The sequence below is a fragment of the Cobetia sp. 4B genome (genome assembly GCF_018831605.1).
In the GTDB taxonomy this organism is placed as follows: Bacteria; Pseudomonadota; Gammaproteobacteria; order Pseudomonadales; family Halomonadaceae; genus Cobetia; species Cobetia amphilecti.
In genome coordinates this window covers 3,406,781-3,425,875 of record NZ_CP059843.1, presented here as the reverse complement: position 1 = coordinate 3,425,875, position 19,095 = coordinate 3,406,781, and the positions used below count along the sequence as shown (strand labels likewise).

The following is a 19,095-nucleotide window of genomic DNA, read 5'->3' as shown; positions in this document are numbered from 1 at the left end:
TGCTTGAAGTTCAAGCGATTGGCTCGGTAGTTCACCGAATGATCATATTTGTGGTGGCCCTGTCGGTCCTCCCGCAATGCTAGGCTGCAAACCCCGCCAGGCCCGGAAGGGAGCAACGGTAGTGGCTGACGCGTGTGCCGGGATGTGGCTGATGGGGCCGCCTCCATTTCAGGGCCCTGAAAGTGGCTGCTCGTGAAATGTCCGCATTATCCCGCCTGCTTCGCAACGCTCTATCTCAAGCCCCTGCAAGCCCTCGCAAGACCTTCGCTTCACGCTGCCTGAAGCCTTTCGCCACACCCTCGCTGTCTGAACCGGTCATCTCCTGCCTGTCCCGAGCCCCGCTTGGCGTTTCGTCGTGCCCGCAATTCGGGGGCGCACCACGCCTGTCATCCGGCCTCGTGCCCTCAATCCTGCTGCGCAAGTGGCATCGCGCTTTGAAGCCACACGGCAAGTCGCTAGAATGAGCGCATTCTCAGCGAGGCCACGTCATCGGTCTCCGTCTGTCGACCGTCGGGGGTAAAGCCCAGCCGGGTCGTGCAGGTTTCAGCTCATGTTTCAGATCGCCCAAGGAATGCCCCGCTCAATGAGCTATCAGGTATTGGCGCGCAAGTGGCGCCCGCGCAATTTTCACGAACTGATCGGTCAGGAGCATGTCAGCCGTGCGCTGGTCAATGCCCTCGATCAGGGGCGCCTGCACCATGCCTATCTGTTCACCGGGACCCGCGGTGTCGGCAAGACGACGCTGGCGCGCATTCTGGCCAAGTGCCTGAACTGTGAAGAGGGCGTCAGCTCCAGGCCGTGTGGCGTGTGTGGCACCTGTCGCGAGATCGATGAGGGCCGCTTCGTCGACCTGATCGAAGTCGACGCCGCCTCGCGGACCAAGGTCGAGGACACGCGTGAGCTGCTGGACAACGTCCAGTACGCGCCGACCCAGGGCCGCTACAAGGTGTACCTCATCGATGAGGTGCACATGCTGTCGACCCACAGTTTCAATGCGCTGCTCAAGACCCTGGAAGAGCCGCCGCCCCATGTGAAGTTCCTGCTCGCGACCACTGATCCGCAGAAGCTGCCGGTCACCATCCTGTCGCGCTGCCTGCAGTTCACGCTCAAGAACATGCCGCCGGTGCGCGTGGTCGAGCACCTGTCTGACATTCTCGCCCGCGAGGAAGTCAGCTTCGAGGAAGACGCGCTGTGGCTGCTCGGCAAGGCCGCCGATGGTTCGATGCGTGACGCCATGAGTCTGACCGATCAGGCGATCGCCTTCGGCCATGGCCAGGTGCGGCGCGAAGATGTCGCCGCCATGCTCGGCACGCTGGATCACCGCCATGTGCTGGCGCTGCTGGAGTGTCTGGCCTCGCTGGACGCCGCGAGTCTGCTGGCGGAGGTCGCGACCCTGGCCGAGCAGGGGCCGGACTACGGCGGGGTGCTGGATGACATGGCGTCCGTCTTCCACCGTCTGGCGATCGCCCAGATGGTGCCGAGCGCACTGGACAACGGGCATGGCGACCGTGATGCGTTGCTGGCGCTGGCCAGCCGTTTCACCGGTGAAGACGTGCAGCTCTATTACCAGATCGCCCTTCAGGGGCGTGGCGACATGGCCAACGCCCCGGATGCGCGTACCGCACTGGAAATGACGCTGCTGCGCATGCTGGCCTTCCGCCCGCAGGGCGTGCCGCGCCCAGCGCAGACGCCGCTGCCGATGACCGGCCAGGCGGAGGGTGCGAACGCGCCTGGCGCTCAAGCCTCGGCGCCTGTCCAGCAAGCGCCTGTTCAGCAGGCTCCTGTTCAAGCAGCTCCGGCTCAGCAGGCTCCTGTCCAGCAAGCCCCGGCCCAGCCTCAGCAAGCGCCGGTGCCCCCGATGGCGCCCGCGCCTCAGCCTGCCGCACCAGTGGCCGCGCCAGCGACCGAAGCACAGCCGCCGATGGCCGACGAGCCGCCCCCGTGGGCGACGGAGGACGTTCCGCAGGACGCCCGGGATGCCGGCTTTCGCGACGTAGCGCAAGACGCGCCCCAGCCTGCGGCCGCGCCAGTGTCGGCGCCAGCGCCAGAACAGACGGCAGCTCCCGCACAGGCGCCCGCTGCGCCAAGCTCGGCGATGTCACGCCTGAGTGCCGCCTTCGGTTCCGCGCCGGCACAGCCAGAGGCTGCTGAGTCATCGGCTCCTCAGCCCGCTGAAGCATTACCAGCAACGCTAGAGCCCGCTGAACCTGTACCAGCAGCGCCGCAGCCCGCTGAAGCTGTACCAGCAGCGCCAGCACAGCCCGAACCCGCTGCATCGCCGGCGCCAGAGCCGGCCGTGTCTGAGCCGGTCGCAAACGAGCCGGTCGTGGCAGCGCAACCGATACCGGAGCCGGCACCCGCGGCTGCTCCCACGCCGGCGCCGAGCGCCCCGAGTACCGATGGTCGCTTGAATCACGCCGCGTGGCTGGAGCTGTTCCCTTCACTGGGGCTGGGCGGCATCACGCGCAATATCGGCGCGCATTGCCTGGTCGAGCACGATGACGGCACCCACCTCAAGTTGAGGCTGGACCCCGCCCAGTCGGCGATGATGGCCGAAGTCCATCAGGATCGCATTCGCAAGGCGCTGGCGGGCCAGGGCGTGGAGCGTGTGCTGGAGATCAGCGTCGCGCCGCTGCCGGAAGGTCTGGAAACGCCGCACAGTCGTCGCATTCGTCTGCTGGGTGAACGTCATGTGCGCGCGGTTGAAGCCTTGCGTGCTGACCCGCATATCCAGTCCATGGAGCAACAGCTGGGCGCACGTCTGATCGAGGAAAGCGTCAACTCCTTCGAGCCGGACGATTTCTGACGCTCTGGGCAGTTTCGACCGAGCGTCGGCGGTGCCGGGCATCGCTGACGCTTTCCCGGATTCGCGGTGCGTGTGCCGTCAAGGCACGCACACCACAGGCCGGAGGTGCCACGACATGGCACGTCCGCCAGACAGCATTTATCGTTAGGTCATGTTCAACACGTTATTGATGAGGTGAGCCATGTTCGGTGGAAAAGGCGGTATGGGTAACATCATGAAGCAGGCGCAGGAAATGCAGGAGCGCATGCAGAAGGTCCAGGAAGAAGCCGCCAAGGCGGAAGTCCAGGGCGAATCCGGCGCGGGCATGGTCAAGGTCACCATGAACGGTCGTCATGACGTCGCGCGCGTCGAGATCGATCCGAGCCTGATGGAAGAAGACAAGGAGCTGCTGGAAGATCTGCTGGCGGCCGCCGTCAATGACGCGGTGCGCAAGGTCGAAGTCAATTCCAAGAAGCAGATGGAAGAGGCGACTGCTGGCATGAACCTTCCGGCCGGCTTCAAGATGCCGTTCTGATGGGATTTTCGCCGCTGGTAGATCAGTTGCTGGATGCCTTGCGCGTGCTGCCGGGCGTTGGCCCGCGGACGGCACAGCGCATGGCGCTGCATCTGCTGGAGCGTGATCGCATGGGCGCCGACCGTCTGGTCGGCGTGCTGGGCGAGGCGCTGGAGCGCGTCGGCTATTGCGCGCGCTGCCGCACGCTGACCGAGGAAGAGGTCTGTCAGCTGTGCCTGAGTCCGCGGCGTGATGATCGCGTGCTGTGCGTGGTGGAATCGCCCGCCGACCAGCTCGCCATCGAGGGCGCGGGTGGCTACGTGGGGCGCTACTTCGTGCTGCACGGCCATCTGTCGCCGCTGGATGGCATCGGGCCCGAGGATATCGGGTTGGATGCGCTGGAAACCCGCGTCCGCGAGAGCCAGATCGAGGAGCTGGTGCTGGCCACCAACCCGACGGTCGAGGGCGAAGCCACCGCACATTACATCGCCGAGCAGCTTCGCGATGTGCAGCACGGTGGGCAGCCGCTCAAGCTGACGCGTCTGGCCTATGGCGTGCCGATGGGCGGCGAGCTTGAATACGTCGATGGCGGCACGCTCAGTCGTGCCTTCAGCGGCCGTCTGCCGTTCACTCTCGGCGAGATCTGATGCGATGCCGGTGCCGACGCTGTTCGGCACCGGCATCAGGGCAGCTTCGGCTTCAAGGCAGCTTCGGTAGCAAAGCAGCTTCGGTAGCAAAGCAACTACAGCAGCACGTCTGCGGGCGTGGTGGTCAGGAACCACCACGCCCGCGGTCGTTTACCGCCCGGTGTCTGGCGAGTGCCCGTCACCTTCAATTTCCGCTTGCCCGGGCAAGCCTGTCACCACGAGATTTCCTTGCTGATGAGTGATCAACCCGCCACCGCACTGCTGTCAGAACTCGATTTCGAGGCCGTCTGGGTCGAGACCCCCGAGGCGCTGGCCGCTGCCTGTGCAGAACTGGAAGGCGCCGATTGGCTGGCGTTGGACACCGAATTCATCCGCGAGTCGACCTTCTTCCCGATTCCGGCACTGGTGCAGCTGATGGCCGCCCGTGACGGCGAGCTGCCCGGTGCGGATGGCAAGACGCCGCGCATCTTCCTGATCGACCCCACGGTGGTACCGGCCAGCGAGGCGCTCAAGCGTCTGCTGGGGGCAGAGGGTCCGCTCAAGCTGCTGCACGCCTGTGGCGAGGACATGGAAGTCTTCCTGCGCTGGGCGGGCGTGGCGCCGACGCCGCTGATCGATACCCAGATCGCCGAAGGCCTGACCGGCGGCGAAGCCTCGATGGGCTATCAGCGTCTGGTCGAGCGCGTGGTGGGCGTCACCGTGCCTAAGGAAGAGACGCGTTCCAACTGGCTCAAGCGCCCCTTGAGTCAGGCGCAGTGCGATTACGCCGCGCTGGACGTGCTGTTCCTGCCGCAGGTGTGGTCCGAGCAGCGTGATGCATTGCTCGAGTTGGACCGCATGGCGTGGCTTGAAGAGGATTGCCGGGACCCGGGCAGCAGCGGCGGTGCCACGCCGGACCCGGAGTACTGGAAGCGTCATCGCAGCCTGTGGAAACTCTCGCCGCGTGGCCTGGCCGCCTGGCAGGTGCTGTGTGACTGGCGCGAGGAGCAGATTCGTCTGCGCGACGTGCCGCGTTCACGCCTGCTGGCCGATGCGCAGCTGTTCGGTATCTGCGAGCGACTGCCGACCAATCGCTTCGAGCTGGCCAAGGTCGATGGCATGCATCCGCCGCAGATCAAGCGCCACGGGGACACCGTGCTGACGCTGCTCAAGGACGTGGCGATGATCGATGACAGTCAGCTGCCGCGCGTGCCGCCGTCGCCGTTGGCGCCGGAGTGGAAGAACTGCATGAAGCGCCTCAAGCGTGAGGTCAATGCGGTGGCCGAGGCGCAGCAGCTCAAGCCTGAGATTCTGGGCAAGCGCCGTGACATGGAAGCGCTGGTGATCGCCGATTACGAGGGCGAGCCGCTGCCCTTGCCGCAGGGCTGGCGCGGTGAGCTGCTGGCCGCGCGCCTGGCCAAGGCGCTCGAGAGCTGACGCTCGCCGCTTTCGTGGGCCAGACTGCAAGGGGCATGCGCGAGGCTCGCGCAGCCTGGCCTGCCAGCAACACAGGTCAGAAACAGGCCAGAAACCGGTAGTGAGCTCTCGGGTCATGCCCGTGACGCGAGAGCTCGCTGATGCGCACAAGCGCTGCAAGATGATGGGTAGCCCGATGACAGACGACAAGATGATCTGCGAGATCTACAAGAGCGCCAAGAAGGACGAGATGTATCTCTACGTCGAGAAGGCGCGTGGACTCAAGGATGTGCCGGAATCCCTGCTGGGCATCTTCGGCACGCCGACCCCTTTGATGACACTGCTGATTCGTGCCGACAAGCCGCTGGCGCGCGTTGCCAGCACCACGGTGCTCGAGAAGATTCGCGAGCAGGGCTTCTATCTGCAGATGCCGCCGGCCAAGGAAAATCTCCTCAAGGAGATTGGCGTGACGCCGCCGGAAACGCATTACTGACGCCCTGTCCGGCAGACAAGACCGTACTGATGAAACGACCCTGCTGCCCGGCAGGGCGAGGAGAGCAAGATGAGCGATGTTCCGCAGCCTGACGGCGGAAAGCGTGAGCGTTTCTGGGAGCGCCACGCACTCTCGGAGCTGAATACCGCCGAGTGGGAGGCGCTGTGCGATGGCTGTGGCCAATGCTGCCTGCTCAAGTTCGAGGATGAAGACAGTGGCGATATCGCGGTACTCGATGTCGCCTGTCGCCTGCTGGATGTGCGCAAGGTCAGCTGCCGCGATTACCCCAATCGCGCCACGCGCGTGCCGGGCTGCATCCCACTGGATGTCGAGACGGTGGGCAAGCTGCGCTGGTTGCCGGAAACCTGCGGCTATCGTCGCCTGAATGAAGGCCGTGAGCTGCCTGAATGGCACCCGCTGTTGACCGGGGATGCCAAGAGCGTCAAGCGCGCCGGGGTCTCGGTGTCACGCTTTGCCGTCTCCGAGGTATCGGTGCGCCAGCAGGACCTGGAAGACCACATCATCGCGATCATCGATCCCGAGAGCTGAGGCGCGCCGCGGGCGCGTGTCAGATTTCAGGTGGATGCCTTTAGAAAGCGCAGCTCAATGAGCTGCGCTTTTTCGTTTCTGGCATTTCGTTTCTGGCATTTCGTGTCTGGCATTTCGTGTCTGGCATTTCGTGTCTGGCATTTCGTGTCTGGCAGTTCGAGTCGGGCATTCAGTGGCCTTGTATTTGACGCCTCTGACCCTCAGTCACGGCTTGATCTGCTAGATAAGGTAATTTGCATGAGCTGATTTGCATGGCCAAGGCGCGTGCATGCGCTCGGCCGCGCAATGTCTGGTTGTAAATAAATGAACGTTCATTTATTTTGTGAAGAATCGCTCAAGACCAGATCAGAACAGACCAGAGGCAGACGGGCCATGCGCCATCGTGATGAACACAAGCAGCAGGCGTTGCTGGAAGCCACGCTGCATGAGGTGGCCGAGCATGGTTTTGCCGTGACCTCCGTGGCACGCATCGCGCGTGCTGCCGGCATGTCGCCCGGCACGCTCTATCTCTACTACCGCGACAAGGATGACCTGCTTGAGGCGACCTTTCGCGAGGTCAGCCGGCGCATCATCGCGGTCGCCATCGGGGCCTTCCAGGCCGAGCCGGCAGAGGCGTTCGAGGCCGAGCCGTCAACGCTGTCGCCGGCCGCCCAGCAGCTGAAGTCGGCACTGTGTCGGGTGTGGAATGCCCTGGTGGCGCTAGGGCGCCGTCAGCCTGCGTTGTTCCTCTTTCACGATCAGTTTCTGCACTCTTCCCATATGCAGGACGCCCTGAGGGTGGCCAATCAGGAGCGCGCCGCGCCCTTGCTGGACGCCTTCGCACAGGGCCAGCAGTCCGGCATCCTCAAGCAGATCGATCTCGCCCTCATCGAGGTGTTCATGTTCCGCTCGATCTACAGCCTGCTGCAGGGCTCCAGTTGCCAGTTGCCGGCCATCAGTGATGCCAGCTTCGACCAGGCCTTCGAGATGGCCTGGGACGCGATCGCGCTTCGCCAGTGAGGGCGACTAGCCCCGAAGCGCGCACGCCGGACAGATGACAGATTTTCGCTTGTGCCATTTTATTCCAACGACTCAAGGGCCCGCTGATGAAACTTCGACCTGGTGCCAAGCCACACCTGCGTACTCCTTTCGCCTGGCGGGGAGGCCGCGTCCTTCAGCTGTTCGCCGGACTCGTGCTGGCTCTCGGGCTTGCGGCCTGCAGCGAGGAAGAGGCGCCGCTGGAGAAGCAGAAGGTGCATCCGGTCAAGTTGCTGTCGCTGTCGGATGAAGGCGGCGGTGTCATCCAGCGCTACCCCGGCGTGGTCGAGGCCTCGGAGCGCTCCAACCTGTCGTTCCGTATCGGCGGTGAGCTGCGCGAACTCAAGGTCCAGGCCGGCCAGGAGGTCGAGAAGGGCGAGCTGATCGCGCGCCTGGATGATCGTGATGCCAGAAGCGAGCTCAACAATGCCCGCTCCAGCTTCAATCTGGCGCAGGCGACCTACAAGCGCATGAAGTACTCGGTGGAGAAGGGCGCCATCAGTCGGGCACGCTTCGATGAGGCGCAGGCCGAATTCCAGTCAGCGCAGGCCCAGTATTCCCAGGCGCAGGACCAGCTCAGCTACACCTATCTCAAGGCGCCCTATGACGGGGTGATCGCGCGCGTGCCGGTGGACAACTATCAGGTGGTCGCCGCCCAGGAAACCATCGCCGTGCTGCAGCAGCCGGGGCAGATCGACGTGATCTTCAACATGCCGGAGCGTCAGGTGCGCGCCATCGATCGTGAGCGTGCCGAGGCCGGACGCCTTGAGGATGCCGCCCTGGCCTGGGTGCGCTTCGGCAGTGGCGAGTCGCGCTATCCGGCCCGCTACAAGGAGCACGACACCAGCGCCAGTGAGGGCTCGCTGAGCTATGAAGTCACCCTGACGCTGCCGGAGCCGCAGGACATCACCGTGCTGTCAGGCATGAGCGCCACCGTGGAACTGGACATGCAGCAGCTGACGGCGGCGACCCAGGGCCAGTGGCGCGTGCCGATCGAGGCGGTGGTCACTCAGGAGGAAAGCCCGAACCAGGCTGTGGTGTGGCGCTATGTGCCCAAGGGCGGTGATGCCCAGGCGAGCGCATCGATCAACAATGACGCCACCACGGACACCGGCTCAGACGACGGCAAGAATGAGGGTAAGAGCGAGGGCAAGAGCGAGGGCAAGCAGCAGGAAGCTGGCGCCCAGGGTACCGTCGAGGCCGTGCCGGTCACGGTACTGCAGGCCACCGGCGAAGGGCTGGTGATCACGGGAGAACTGAGTGCCGGTGACCGTCTGGTCACGGCGGGCGCCAGTCGCATGGAAGCCGGGGAGCCTGTGCGTCCCTGGGTCAAGGAAGCGGGGCTCTGATCCATGGTCGATTATTTCCTGAGACACAAGGTCATCAGCTGGATGGTCGTGCTGCTGCTGTCGGTGGGTGGCGTGACCTCCTTCTTCGGCCTCGGCCAGCTGGAATTTCCCGAGTTCACCATTCGCAACGCGGTGGTGATTACCCAGTATCCGGGCGCGACACCCAAGCAGGTGGAAGAGGAAGTCACGCTGCCGCTGGAGAAGGCGATCCAGCAGATTCCCAATCTCAAGCGCGTCAGCTCGGTCAACAGCTCAGGTCTTTCCCAGATCACGCTGGAGCTCGAGAGCAGCGTGCGCGAAGGCGAGATGCAGCAGTACTGGGACCTGCTGCGCCGCAAGATCAATGACGCCCAGTCGAGCCTGCCGCCCGGCAGTGGCTCCTCGATCGTCAATGACGACTTCGGCGATGTGTTCGGGCTGCTCTACAACCTGAGCGGCAAGGGCTATTCGGCGCATGATCTCGAGGACCAGGCCGACTTCCTGCAGCGCGAGCTGACGCTGGTGGAGGGGGTCAAGAAGGTCTCCATCGTCGGCGCGCGCAGCGAGCAGGTCATCGTCGCGCTGGATCGTGATCGCATGCAGGCGTTGAACATCTCGCCGGATCAGCTCGCCAACCTGCTCAATGCCCAGAACGTGGTCGGCGACGCCGGGCGGATCCGTCAGAACGGCCTGTCGCTGGAACTTCAGCCAAGCGGCGAGTTCCAGAGCGTGCAGGACCTGGAGCGCCTGGTGGTCGGTCGTCCCGGCAATGGTGGCCTGATTCGTCTCGGCGATATCGCCTCGGTCAGCCGCGAGTACACCGAATCGCCGTCGCGCCTCTACCACACCGATGGTGAGACGGCGCTGTCGCTGGGCATCTCGTTCGCCTCTGGCGTCAATGTGGTCGAGGTCGGTGCGCTGGTCGACAAGCGTCTTGGCGAGCTTGAGTCGCGCATGCCGCTGGGCATGGAGCTGACCACGGTCTATCACCAGCCGCAGGTGGTGGATGAGGCGGTGTCCGGCTTCTTGATCAACCTGGCCGAGGCCGTCGGCATCGTGATTCTGGTGCTGCTGGTGTTCATGGGCGTCAAGAGCGGCGTGCTGATGGGGCTGGTGCTGTTGATCACCATTCTCGGCACCTTCGTGATGATGTCGATTCATGGCATCGAGCTGCAGAAGATCTCGCTGGGGGCCTTGATCATCGCGCTGGGCATGCTGGTGGACAACGCCATCGTGGTCACCGAGGGCATGTTGATCGGCCTCAAGCGCGGCAAGACCAAGCGTCAGGCCGCCTTCGAGGTCGTCAACCAGAACCGCATGCCGCTGCTGGGGGCCACGGTGATCGCGATCACCGCCTTCGCACCCATCGGTCTGTCGCCGGATGCCACCGGCGAGTTCGTCGGGTCATTGTTCTGGGTGCTGTGCTACTCGTTGCTGTTGAGCTGGATCACCGCCCTGACGCTGACACCGTTCTTCTTCGACATGTTCTTCCGCGAAGCGCGGGAGACGGCAGGCAGTGACACGGATGAGAATCAGGAGGAAGACCCCTATCGTGGCGTCATCTTCCGTGGCTTCCGCAGCCTGCTGAGCTGGGCGATTCGCCTGCGCTGGCTGACCCTGGGGGGCGCGGTGGCGTTGTTGGTGGCGGCCGTGATGAGCTTCGGGCAGGTCAAGAATGCCTTCTTCCCGGATGCCTCGACACCGCTGTTCTTCGTCGATGTCTGGATGCCGGAAGGCACCGATGTGCTGGCGACGGAAGCGCGCATCGCCGACCTTGAGCAGCAGGTGCTCAAGATGGACAAGGTCAATCATGTCACCAGCGTCACCGGCGGGGGCGCCCAGCGCTTCACGCTGACCTACTCGCCGGAAGACAGCTACGCAAGCTTCGGGCAGCTGATCGTCGAGACTCAGGACCGGGCCAGTCGCGAAGCGCGCATGGAGGAGGTGATACGCCTGGTGCGCGCCGAGTATCCTGAAGTCGAGTACAAGGTGCAGGCGTTGCAGGTCGGCCCCTCGGCCAAGGCGAGTCTCGAGGCGCGCCTCTACGGCGAAGACCCCGCAGTGCTGCGTCAGCTGGCGGGCAAGGTGCGTAGCGTCTTCGAGGAGGAGCCGCTGGCCGACAGCATCCGTCTGTCATGGCGCAATCGCGTCAATCGCATCGAGCCCGAATTCCTGGATGATCAGGCGCGGCGTGTCGGCGTGACGCGTGACTCGTTGCATCAGGCGCTGCTGATCAACAGCGACGGCGAGAGCGTCGGTGTCTATCGCGAAGGCTCCGAGCTGATCCCGATCCTGCTGCGCGGTGAAGAGCGTCAGCGCTTCGACCTCGACACCCTGGCGAGCCTCAACGTCTGGAGCGATGAGCAGGAGACCTACGTACCGGCGGGCTCGGTGATGGGGCCGCTCGAGACAGAGCTGCGCGACCCGCTGATCAAGCGTCGCGATCGTCAGCGCATGCTGGCGGTCTACGCCGAGCCGATGCCGCTGTCCGGTGAAACGGCCGCCAGCGTGCTGGGGCGTATCCGTCCCAAGATCGAGGCCATCGAGCTGCCCGAGGGCTACCACCTGGAGTGGGGCGGCGAGTACGAAACCTCATCCGAGGCTCAGGAGGCGCTGTTCTCCTCACTGCCGATGGGGCTGCTGGGCATGTTCGTGATCACGGTGCTGCTGTTCTCCAACCTGCGTCAGGCGCTGGCCATCTGGTCGATCGTGCCGCTGACGCTGATCGGTATCGTCAGTGGCCTGATCGTGTTCGGCGCGCCCTTTACCTTCATGGCGCTGCTCGGCACCTTGAGTCTGATCGGCATGGTGCTCAAGAACGCCATCGTGCTGGTGGAGGAGATCAACGTGCAGCTCGATGAGCAGGAGGATCGCTTCCAGGCGGTGGTGCAGGCGGCCGTCAGCCGTGTGCGACCGGTGTCGATGGCGGCCATCACTACCATGCTGGGCATGATTCCGCTGTTCCCGGATGCCTTCTTCTCGAGCATGGCGGTGGTGATCGTGTTCGGGCTGGGCGTGGCGACCCTGCTGACGCTGGTGGTGCTGCCGGTGGCGTACTGCGCCTTCTTCCGCATCCCGACCGGCAACAAGTCCATGAAGACATCCTGATGTGATGATAATGCGGTAATCTTGGTCTGCGCAGTCGCGGCCACCCACACCATGACGCCCGATGACAGTGCCTTTGTCATCGGGCGTCATGGTGTGGTTCGTGCTCGCTATCCTGCGTGAGGGGCATCGCCGCAAGCCCCTTTCCGTTACACTATGCGCCGCCGGTTGCGAGTTGCCCGGTCGCAAGTGTTTCGTCAGTCGAATCCTATCGAGTCGTGAGGTGTGCCTTGGTCGAACCCCTGAGTGCCTGGTGGGGGCAACAGCTGGTGTTGTGCGGTTGGGGTTTCAGTGCAGCGCCGGAAACGGTGTGGACACCGGCCCAGGCGTGCGCGCGTCTGAAGGCCCAGGAAGTCCCGGATGCGGGCGAGTTGGGATGGCGTCTGCTGGAGGCCTTCCCCAATGACACCCCGGACCCGCTGCACCAGCTGGAGGCGTTGGAATTGCTGGCGCTGGCACGTACCGCCGGCTGGCTGTCAGAGGCGCGCACGCGAGCCTGGTTGATACGCCTGCTCACGGCGATCGGCGGGCGTTTCACCTCGCTGGATGACTGGCTCAAGGCCCTGGCCCATTCACGCAGCGATGCGGGCTGGACGCGAGGCGATGATGGCTTCTTCGAGGCCAGCCTCGCGCTGTCTCAGTTGGAGCACGAAGACGCCGGCGTCACCTGGCCGCGTCTGCAGGAGGCGCTGGAGGCACAGCCTCCGGTGGCGGTTACTGAGCTCTGGCCTCAGGGCGAGCGCGACCGGGTCTGGATGGCGCGCGCCATCTTCTCGCCGTGGCTCGGCGGTCAGACATTGACCACCGATGACAGCGGCCCGCACGAGGACGGTGCCAGCGGTTTTGACGCCGCGGCGCACTGGCCGGACGTCACGCGCTGGCTGGCCGAGACCTGGGCGATCATCGGGCGTGATGAGCTGATTCGACTGCTGCTGTGGCTGGCCTCGCAGGGGCATCGCTATGGCTGGGACATCGACAGCGCACGCCTGATGACGGCCAGCGACAGCGAGCGTGCCAAGTGGCTGGATGAGCTGGAAGCGGATGCGGCTCAGGAAGAGGCCGAACGCAAGTCGGAAGGGCGCAAGGGCGCCCCCGCGCATGCCTCCTCCAGCATCGACGTCGCCGATGGCGGGCTGGAAAAGCCCCCGTCACCGACGGCCTACGGCGAGCTGCTGCTGCAGTATCTCGATCGTGGCGAGCCGCTGGAATTCGCCGCCTGGGACTGGCTGCGCCTGGTCGATCTCGCCTTCGCCGGGCTATGTGCCGGCTGGCTGAGTCGTGAGGAGGGCGAGGACTTCGCCGCCCACGGCATCGACCTGCTGGTGCGTCGCTATGCCGACTGGCAGGGCGTGGCTCGCGCCTATCAGCGCGGTCGCAGCCTGTTTGAAGGTGTCGATCTGACCCGCGACACCGAGAGTGACTGGCGTCCGCTGATGGCGTCACCGCTGACGCCGCTGCGTTGCGAGCTGCATGCGCTGCTGCCTGCTGCCCAGCGTGAGCGCTGCCGCACGGCGATTCGCGCCTGGCGCAATGACAGCCGCCATTGGGTGCTGGCCATCGCCAGTATCCGCGAGCCGGACCTGCTCTATCGTCAGGGGCTTGTCGCCGAGGTCGATATGGCGCGCCGCGAAGAGGCACGCCAATATCTCAACGAGACGCTGGCGCTGGACACCCGCGATGGCGTGCAGGGCATGGCGCGCTTCTGGCTGCCGGCGCAGGCGCATCATCTCAACCAGCTGGCCGCCGATGCCGCGCGTGGTGCCTTGCCCGACCCCCAGACGCCCTTCGGGCGTGCCGATGCCGTCGAGCTGGAACGCCGTCAGCGGCTGGCCGTCTGTCATCGCTATCCCGCCAGTGTGGTGATGGCCGAGAAGTACGCCTTCTATCTGTTGATGGTGCAGGACAGCGGTGATTTCCCGGCCGATGAGCTGGCCCAGTGTGCCGAGCGTCTGCGCAGTGCCCTGTGCCGCTACTATCCGGACGCCATGCGTCTGCTGGAAGCCTGGGCGGTGTGGGAATCCGCGGTGCCGGAACTCGAGGATCATCCGCTGGTCAACGAGATCCGCTGGCATCTCGATGACCCCGGCAGCCTGTTCCATTGGCTCGACTGGCGCGCCAGCGACTGGCAGGAGCCGGGGTTGCGCCCGAGTCTGGATCGCTTCACGGCGCTGGCGCTGAGCGGTCCGCTCAATACGCCGTGCTGGGGCGAGCCGATGGTCGAGTACGGGCGGGGCGTCGAGGAACTCAGCGGCTGGCTCGAAGGCCATTACGGCCTCGCCAATGCCGAGGCACTCAAGGGCTTCCTCGACTTCCTGCGCGATGCCGGTGATCGGGACGAATACCAGATCAATTACGGCCCCTACACCCTCAATCGCGCCCGCCTCGACAATGAGATCGACGTGCTGGAAAGCGCCGAACGCGGCGATGATGAGCAGGTGCATCTGGACCGTCTGCGTCGCGTCAGGGACAACGAGGCGCGTTGCAACGAGCTGGACATGGCGGCGTGGGACATCGCCCAGATGGTGGATCTCGCGATTGCCGGGCGACAGCTGGGCTGGCTGGACGATGTGACCTTCACCGCCTATCTGGACAGCGCCTATGCGATGGCGCGTGACCACTACGGCAGCTGGAAGGAATATGCCCGTGGGCTGTTCGCCGGCTATGCCTTCTTCATGGGCGACACCGACCAGCGTGACAGCTTCCTGCGCGGCTTCCGCGATGCGCTCATCCAGTGGTTGACGGCGGCGCCACCGCTGGCCGGTGCCTGGTCAAGTCTCGATTTCCCGGGCGCGCGCCCGGGGCATTGGCCGGCGTTGCATCTGGATGTGCTGAGCGGAGACGCCCGCACGTTGCACTGAGCGGGATTCAAATCAGGTTGGGCGAGCGGCAGAGGGCACTTTCTCTGATGCTTTGGTCTAACTTGTGCGGCAATGGCATACGGTTTGCGGAAACATGAACTACTATCCTGCGAACGACTCGAGTTTGTCATCTGACTGTCGTCATCGTGTTGCAAGGTGTGCTGCCTGATCCGGCCCACCTTGTCAGATAGTCGCCGTGTTATCCCTGATCGATCAACGATCATCGTCATGCATCAATGGTTATCGCCGTCCGCAAGCGCTGCTCACCTTCACCCTTCCAGCGCCGGGCCCACGACGAGGAATGCTGGATGCGCCACGCGTTATTATGCTGTTTTCTGATCCTGCCACTGGGTGTGGCAGGCTGTGCCAGTCACTCAACACCGTCCAATGATGTGGCCTACTACGATGTGGACCTGCCGGAACTGCCGAAGCTCAAGCGCTATCGCCAGTCCGCGTCCCAGCCGGCCGCCGAGTCGCAGGACTTCGCCATGTCAGGGCCGAGCATCCGCGATGTCCTGCTGGAAGAGCATGACCGCTGGGCCGGGACGCCCTATCGTCTGGGGGGAACCAACACCCGCGGCATCGATTGCTCCGCCCTGATGCAGCATGTCTTCAGTGATGGCTTCGGCATCGATCTGCCGCGTACCACTACCGACCAGGTGAAGCGTGGCAAGCGCATCGACAAGTCGCAGCTCAAGCCGGGTGATCTGGTCTTCTTCCGTCCCTCGCGTCGCTACAACCACGTGGGTGTCTACGTCGGCAACGGCTACTTCCTGCATGCCTCCACCTCGCGTGGCGTGAAGCTGTCGCGGCTCGACAACGTCTACTGGTCCCAGCACTACTGGCAGTCGCGTCGCCCGATGCCCTACGAGGCCATGCAGATGAAGCTGGCCATGCGCAGCCAGTGAGCCGATCACGCGTCGCACTGAAACAGACAAGCGCTGACACAGACAAGCCCTTGAATAGACAAGCCCTTGAAGAGACAAGTACCTCCCCCGACAACACCCGGCCCTGGCCGGGTGTTGTCGTTTGTGAGCCCGGGAAAATGTCAGCCACTGTTCAGGAAGGGGGCTTCAGCGCAGTGCTGTCGGCCTGATCATCAGCGCTCAAGGCGTCCGGGGTGGGCCTCCCGGCCGCCGAGTGTTCAATGACGAAATCGACCAGCGCCTGCTCGGCGCGTGACAGGCCGCGCTCGCGGCGCCAGGCGAGTGACAGCTCAAGCCAGGCGGGCTCATCGAAGGAGACGGCGGTCAGGTTGTTCTCTTCACGGTCGTCCTCGACCACACGCTTGAGGAAGGTGGTGATCCCGAAGCCGCGCGCGACGATCGCCTTGTTGAGGGCGATCAGGTTCGATTCGAAGGCGATGCTCGGCGCGAGACCATGCTGGCTGGCCAGGCGCTCGATGAAGTCGCGATGGAAGTAGCCGCGCTTGAAGACCACCAGCTCCTCGGCGAAGAACTCCTCGACGCTGATCTGCGTGCGGGCGGCCAGCGGATGATCGTTCGCCAGGCAGACCACCATTTCCTCGCTCAGGAAGTGGCGTCGAATCAGGCCGTGGGTGTCGGTGCCGAGCTGATCCTCGACGATGACGCCCAGGTCCAGCTCGGCATTGTCGATCATCCGGCGCAGGCTCAGGGTGCCGCCCTCGATCACGCTGAGCTTGATGTCGGGATAGCGCGCCTTGAATGCCATCAACAGCGGCGGGAAGTAGTAGGAGCCGAGCATCGAGGAGACGCCGATGCGCACCTCGCCCTTGACCAGCCCCTCGAGCTCCGCCATCGCCAGTGCCGCGCGCTGTGCCTGTTGCAGCAGGGGCCGGGCATGCTCGAGCAGCGTATCGCCGGCCGGTGTCAGGCGCAGACCGCGTGAGCCCCTGACCAGCAGTTGCGTACCCAGTCGGCTTTCGAGCCCGGCGATCGACTGGCTGACCGCTGACTGGGCCAGGCTGAGGGTCTGAGCGGCTGTGGTGAAGCTCTGTTGCTCGACGACACTGACGAATATCTCCAGTGCACGCAGATCGAAGGGCAGTTTCATCGCGGAGTCCTGTTGATCGCGAGGTTCTTTTCAGCGCGGAGTCCTTTATCTGCGCAGCTTCCTTCTCAGCGCAGTTTGCGACATCCCTGTGTCGCCGTTGTCATCAGCTTTGCTGATGGCCAGCATCATGTCGAGCTATTTTACTGATGCGGGCGCGCGGCGCAGACTGGCGCCATCCCCATGCTTGATTGAGTGCAGGTACCTGATGGCTTCATCGCTTTCCGCGTCTTCTTCCCCCGATTCCGCCAGTTCGATCTCCGCCACACAGGCAGAGCTGCCCGAGCCGCTCAAGGCGCGCGGGCGTGACTGGCGGCGCATGACTCAGGCGCTGTGTCTGGGCTCCTTCGTGGTCTTCATCAACCTCTATCTGGTGCAACCGCTGCTGCCGCTGCTGGCGACGGATCTGGGCCTGAGCTCGCTACAGGCGAGTCTGTCCCTGTCGGTGAGCACCCTGACGTTGGCTATGGCACTGCTGGTGTTCGGCCCGCTGTCCGATGCGCTGGGGCGGCGGCGTATCCTGCTGTGGACCCTGGCCGGCGGGGTGGCCTGTTCAGGGCTGGCACTGTTCGCCGAGGGCTTCTGGTCGCTGCTGGCGGTGCGCGCGCTGCAGGGCTTTCTGCTCGGCGGCCTGCCGGCGGTGGCAGTGGCGTACATGAGTGATGAAATGGAGCAACCCGCCTTGATGGTGGCGGTGGGGCTCTACATCAGTGCCAATTCGCTGGGCGGCATCTCGGGGCGGGTCGCGGGGGGCGTGATCGCGGAGCACTGGGGCTGGCAGGCCAGCTTCGCCGCCATCGGCGGCGTCAGCCTGCTGGTGCTGGGGGCGTTATGGCAGCTGCTGCCGCGCCAGAGACGCTTCGTCGCCCAGCCGCTCAAGCTGAGCAGCATGCTGGCAGGTCTGGGTCGCCATCTGCGCAACCCTCGTCTGTGGCCGGTGTTCCTGCTCGGCGGGCTGAATTTCTTCATCTTCGTCAACCTCTACAGCTACATGACCTTCCGGCTGAGCGAGGCGCCCTGGTCGCTCAGCAGTCAATGGCTGGGGCTGTTGTTCCTGACCTATCTGGCGGGCACCTTCGGCGCCTCCCAGTCTGGCCGGCTGGCACGGCGTCTGGTACCGGGAGGTGCGGCTGAGAACGGTGAGGCCGCGCTGGCGATCGCTCAGCGACGCGGTCAGGCGCTGACCATGATGCTGGGCACCGGCATCGTGATGCTCGGCACGCTGCTGACGCTGAGTCACTCGCTGATCGGCATGTTGATCGGCCTGAGCCTGAATGCCTTCGGCTTCTTCCTCGCGCATGCTACAGCTTCGGCCTGGGTCGGACGCAATGCCGAAGGCGCGCGGGCCAGTGCCAGTGCGCTGTATCTGACCGCCTACTATCTGGGCGCGAGTCTCGGCGGCTTCTGGCTGGAACCCTTCTGGCAGGCTGCCGGCTGGCCCGGGGTGGTGGCGGCCAGCGTACTGGTGCTGGCGGTGACCTTCTCGCTGGCGATCCTGTGCTGGCGCCGGGCCACCACGCAGTATTGAGCCTGAGAGCAGGGCTGATGGAAGATCAGAGAGCAGGTCAGGCCGCAGAATAGAGAGCAGAGCACGCAAATCAGAGCATGCAAACGACAACGGCTCGCCAGATGGCGAGCCGTTGTCGTTCAGAGGGCCTGGAGGGCGGAATCAGTGTGCGGGCGCGTCGTCACCCCAGATCTCCTCCAGACGATCATCGCGGCCACAGCCGGCGCGGTAGAAGCGATAGCGCACCGGGTTCTTCTTGTAGAAGTCCTGATGGTAGTCCTCGGCCGCATACCAGGGCCCTGCCGCCTCGATCTCGGTGGCGATGCCTTCGGGGAACCTGTCCTTCAGCGCATCGCGACTGGCTTCGGCGGCGTCACGCTGGGCCTCATCGAGGGGATAGATGCCGCTGCGGTACTGGGTGCCGGCATCACAGAACTGGCGGTCTACCGCGACCGGGTCGATGTTGTGCCAGAAGACATCCAGCAGGGTGTCGTAGCTGACCTTATCCGGCTCGTAGACCACCTTGACCGCTTCGGTGTGCCCGGTGCCGCCCGCGGAGACCTGCTTGTAGGTCGGGTTGTCCTGTTCGCCGGCGGTATAGCCGGAGGTGGTCGAGATCACACCCTCAAGCTTGTCGAAGGGGCCTTCCATGCACCAGAAGCAACCACCGGCGAAGATGGCGACTTCCTGGCCCTGAGCGACCCCCTCGGCGACGCCCTTGGGCGCGGTCTGCGGGTCGAAGGCATGGGCGTGGCCGGCAAGCAGCAGGCCGCCGAGGAGGCTTGCCAGTGGCGTGAGACGTCTGAGCGCAGGGAAGGGGATTCGCGTGTATCGGGTCATGGTGTCTCCGGGAAAGGCGTCATTCC

14 protein-coding genes and 1 other RNA gene are annotated in these 19,095 nt (G+C 64.5%); 13 read left to right on the top strand and 2 right to left on the bottom strand.

All coding sequences use genetic code 11. The features are described 5' to 3' along the window. Positions 1–60: 60 nt before the first annotated feature. The 12 genes from ffs (at position 61) to H2O77_RS14105 (ending at position 15,599) form a co-directional block, all read left to right on the top strand. Positions 61–157: signal recognition particle sRNA small type (ffs, locus tag H2O77_RS14160), an RNA gene on the top strand. 426 nt (positions 158–583) lie between these two features. Next, positions 584–2,806, top strand: coding sequence for a DNA polymerase III subunit gamma/tau (dnaX, locus tag H2O77_RS14155; RefSeq protein WP_215823369.1), 2,223 nt, complete (start codon positions 584–586; stop codon positions 2,804–2,806). 181 nt (positions 2,807–2,987) lie between these two features. Beyond that, on the top strand, positions 2,988–3,320 hold the full coding sequence (locus H2O77_RS14150) for a YbaB/EbfC family nucleoid-associated protein (RefSeq protein WP_043333871.1): 333 nt from the start codon (positions 2,988–2,990) through the stop codon (positions 3,318–3,320). Continuing rightward, positions 3,320–3,946, top strand: coding sequence for a recombination mediator RecR (gene recR / locus H2O77_RS14145; RefSeq protein WP_215823368.1), 627 nt, complete (start codon positions 3,320–3,322; stop codon positions 3,944–3,946). Before H2O77_RS14150 ends, recR begins: the two co-directional genes overlap by 1 nt. A 234-nt stretch (positions 3,947–4,180) precedes the next feature. Then, positions 4,181–5,362, top strand: coding sequence for a ribonuclease D (gene rnd / locus H2O77_RS14140; RefSeq protein WP_131432637.1), 1,182 nt, complete (start codon positions 4,181–4,183; stop codon positions 5,360–5,362). 115 nt (positions 5,363–5,477) lie between these two features. Next, a complete protein-coding gene (locus H2O77_RS14135) occupies positions 5,478–5,834 on the top strand; it encodes a YcgL domain-containing protein (RefSeq protein ID WP_240548620.1) in 357 nt (118 codons plus the stop codon). 69 nt (positions 5,835–5,903) lie between these two features. Continuing rightward, positions 5,904–6,383 (top strand): YcgN family cysteine cluster protein, encoded by a 480-nt coding sequence (locus H2O77_RS14130; RefSeq protein ID WP_054555633.1) that lies wholly within the window; start codon positions 5,904–5,906, stop codon positions 6,381–6,383. A gap of 372 nt (positions 6,384–6,755) precedes the next feature. Beyond that, a complete protein-coding gene (locus H2O77_RS14125) occupies positions 6,756–7,382 on the top strand; it encodes a TetR/AcrR family transcriptional regulator (RefSeq protein WP_215823367.1) in 627 nt (208 codons plus the stop codon). Positions 7,383–7,468: 86 nt separating this feature from the next. Further along, positions 7,469–8,749, top strand: coding sequence for an efflux RND transporter periplasmic adaptor subunit (locus tag H2O77_RS14120; RefSeq protein WP_215823366.1), 1,281 nt, complete (start codon positions 7,469–7,471; stop codon positions 8,747–8,749). A 3-nt stretch (positions 8,750–8,752) separates the two neighbouring features. Beyond that, positions 8,753–11,836 (top strand): efflux RND transporter permease subunit, encoded by a 3,084-nt coding sequence (locus H2O77_RS14115; protein WP_215823365.1) that lies wholly within the window; start codon positions 8,753–8,755, stop codon positions 11,834–11,836. Positions 11,837–12,063: 227 nt separating this feature from the next. Further along, on the top strand, positions 12,064–14,691 hold the full coding sequence (locus tag H2O77_RS14110) for a YbeU/YbeR family protein (RefSeq protein ID WP_215823364.1): 2,628 nt from the start codon (positions 12,064–12,066) through the stop codon (positions 14,689–14,691). A 308-nt stretch (positions 14,692–14,999) separates the two neighbouring features. Continuing rightward, entirely contained in the window at positions 15,000–15,599 is a 600-nt protein-coding gene (locus tag H2O77_RS14105; protein ID WP_213114414.1) for an NlpC/P60 family protein, read from the top strand. 151 nt (positions 15,600–15,750) lie between these two features. Here the strand turns inward: H2O77_RS14105 and H2O77_RS14100 are convergent, their stop codons facing one another. Next, a complete protein-coding gene (locus H2O77_RS14100) occupies positions 15,751–16,725 on the bottom strand; it encodes a LysR family transcriptional regulator (protein WP_215823363.1) in 975 nt (324 codons plus the stop codon). A gap of 205 nt (positions 16,726–16,930) precedes the next feature. On the opposite strand from H2O77_RS14100, the gene H2O77_RS14095 reads away from it, so the two are divergent. Continuing rightward, positions 16,931–18,250, top strand: a complete 1,320-nt coding sequence (locus H2O77_RS14095) for an MFS transporter (protein WP_215823362.1) — start codon at positions 16,931–16,933, stop codon at positions 18,248–18,250. A gap of 141 nt (positions 18,251–18,391) precedes the next feature. On the opposite strand, the gene msrA is transcribed toward H2O77_RS14095, so the two are convergent. Next, positions 18,392–19,069: a peptide-methionine (S)-S-oxide reductase MsrA gene (gene msrA, locus H2O77_RS14090; RefSeq protein ID WP_215823361.1), complete on the bottom strand. Its 678-nt coding sequence runs from the start codon at positions 19,067–19,069 to the stop codon at positions 18,392–18,394. Positions 19,070–19,095: the final 26 nt, after the last annotated feature.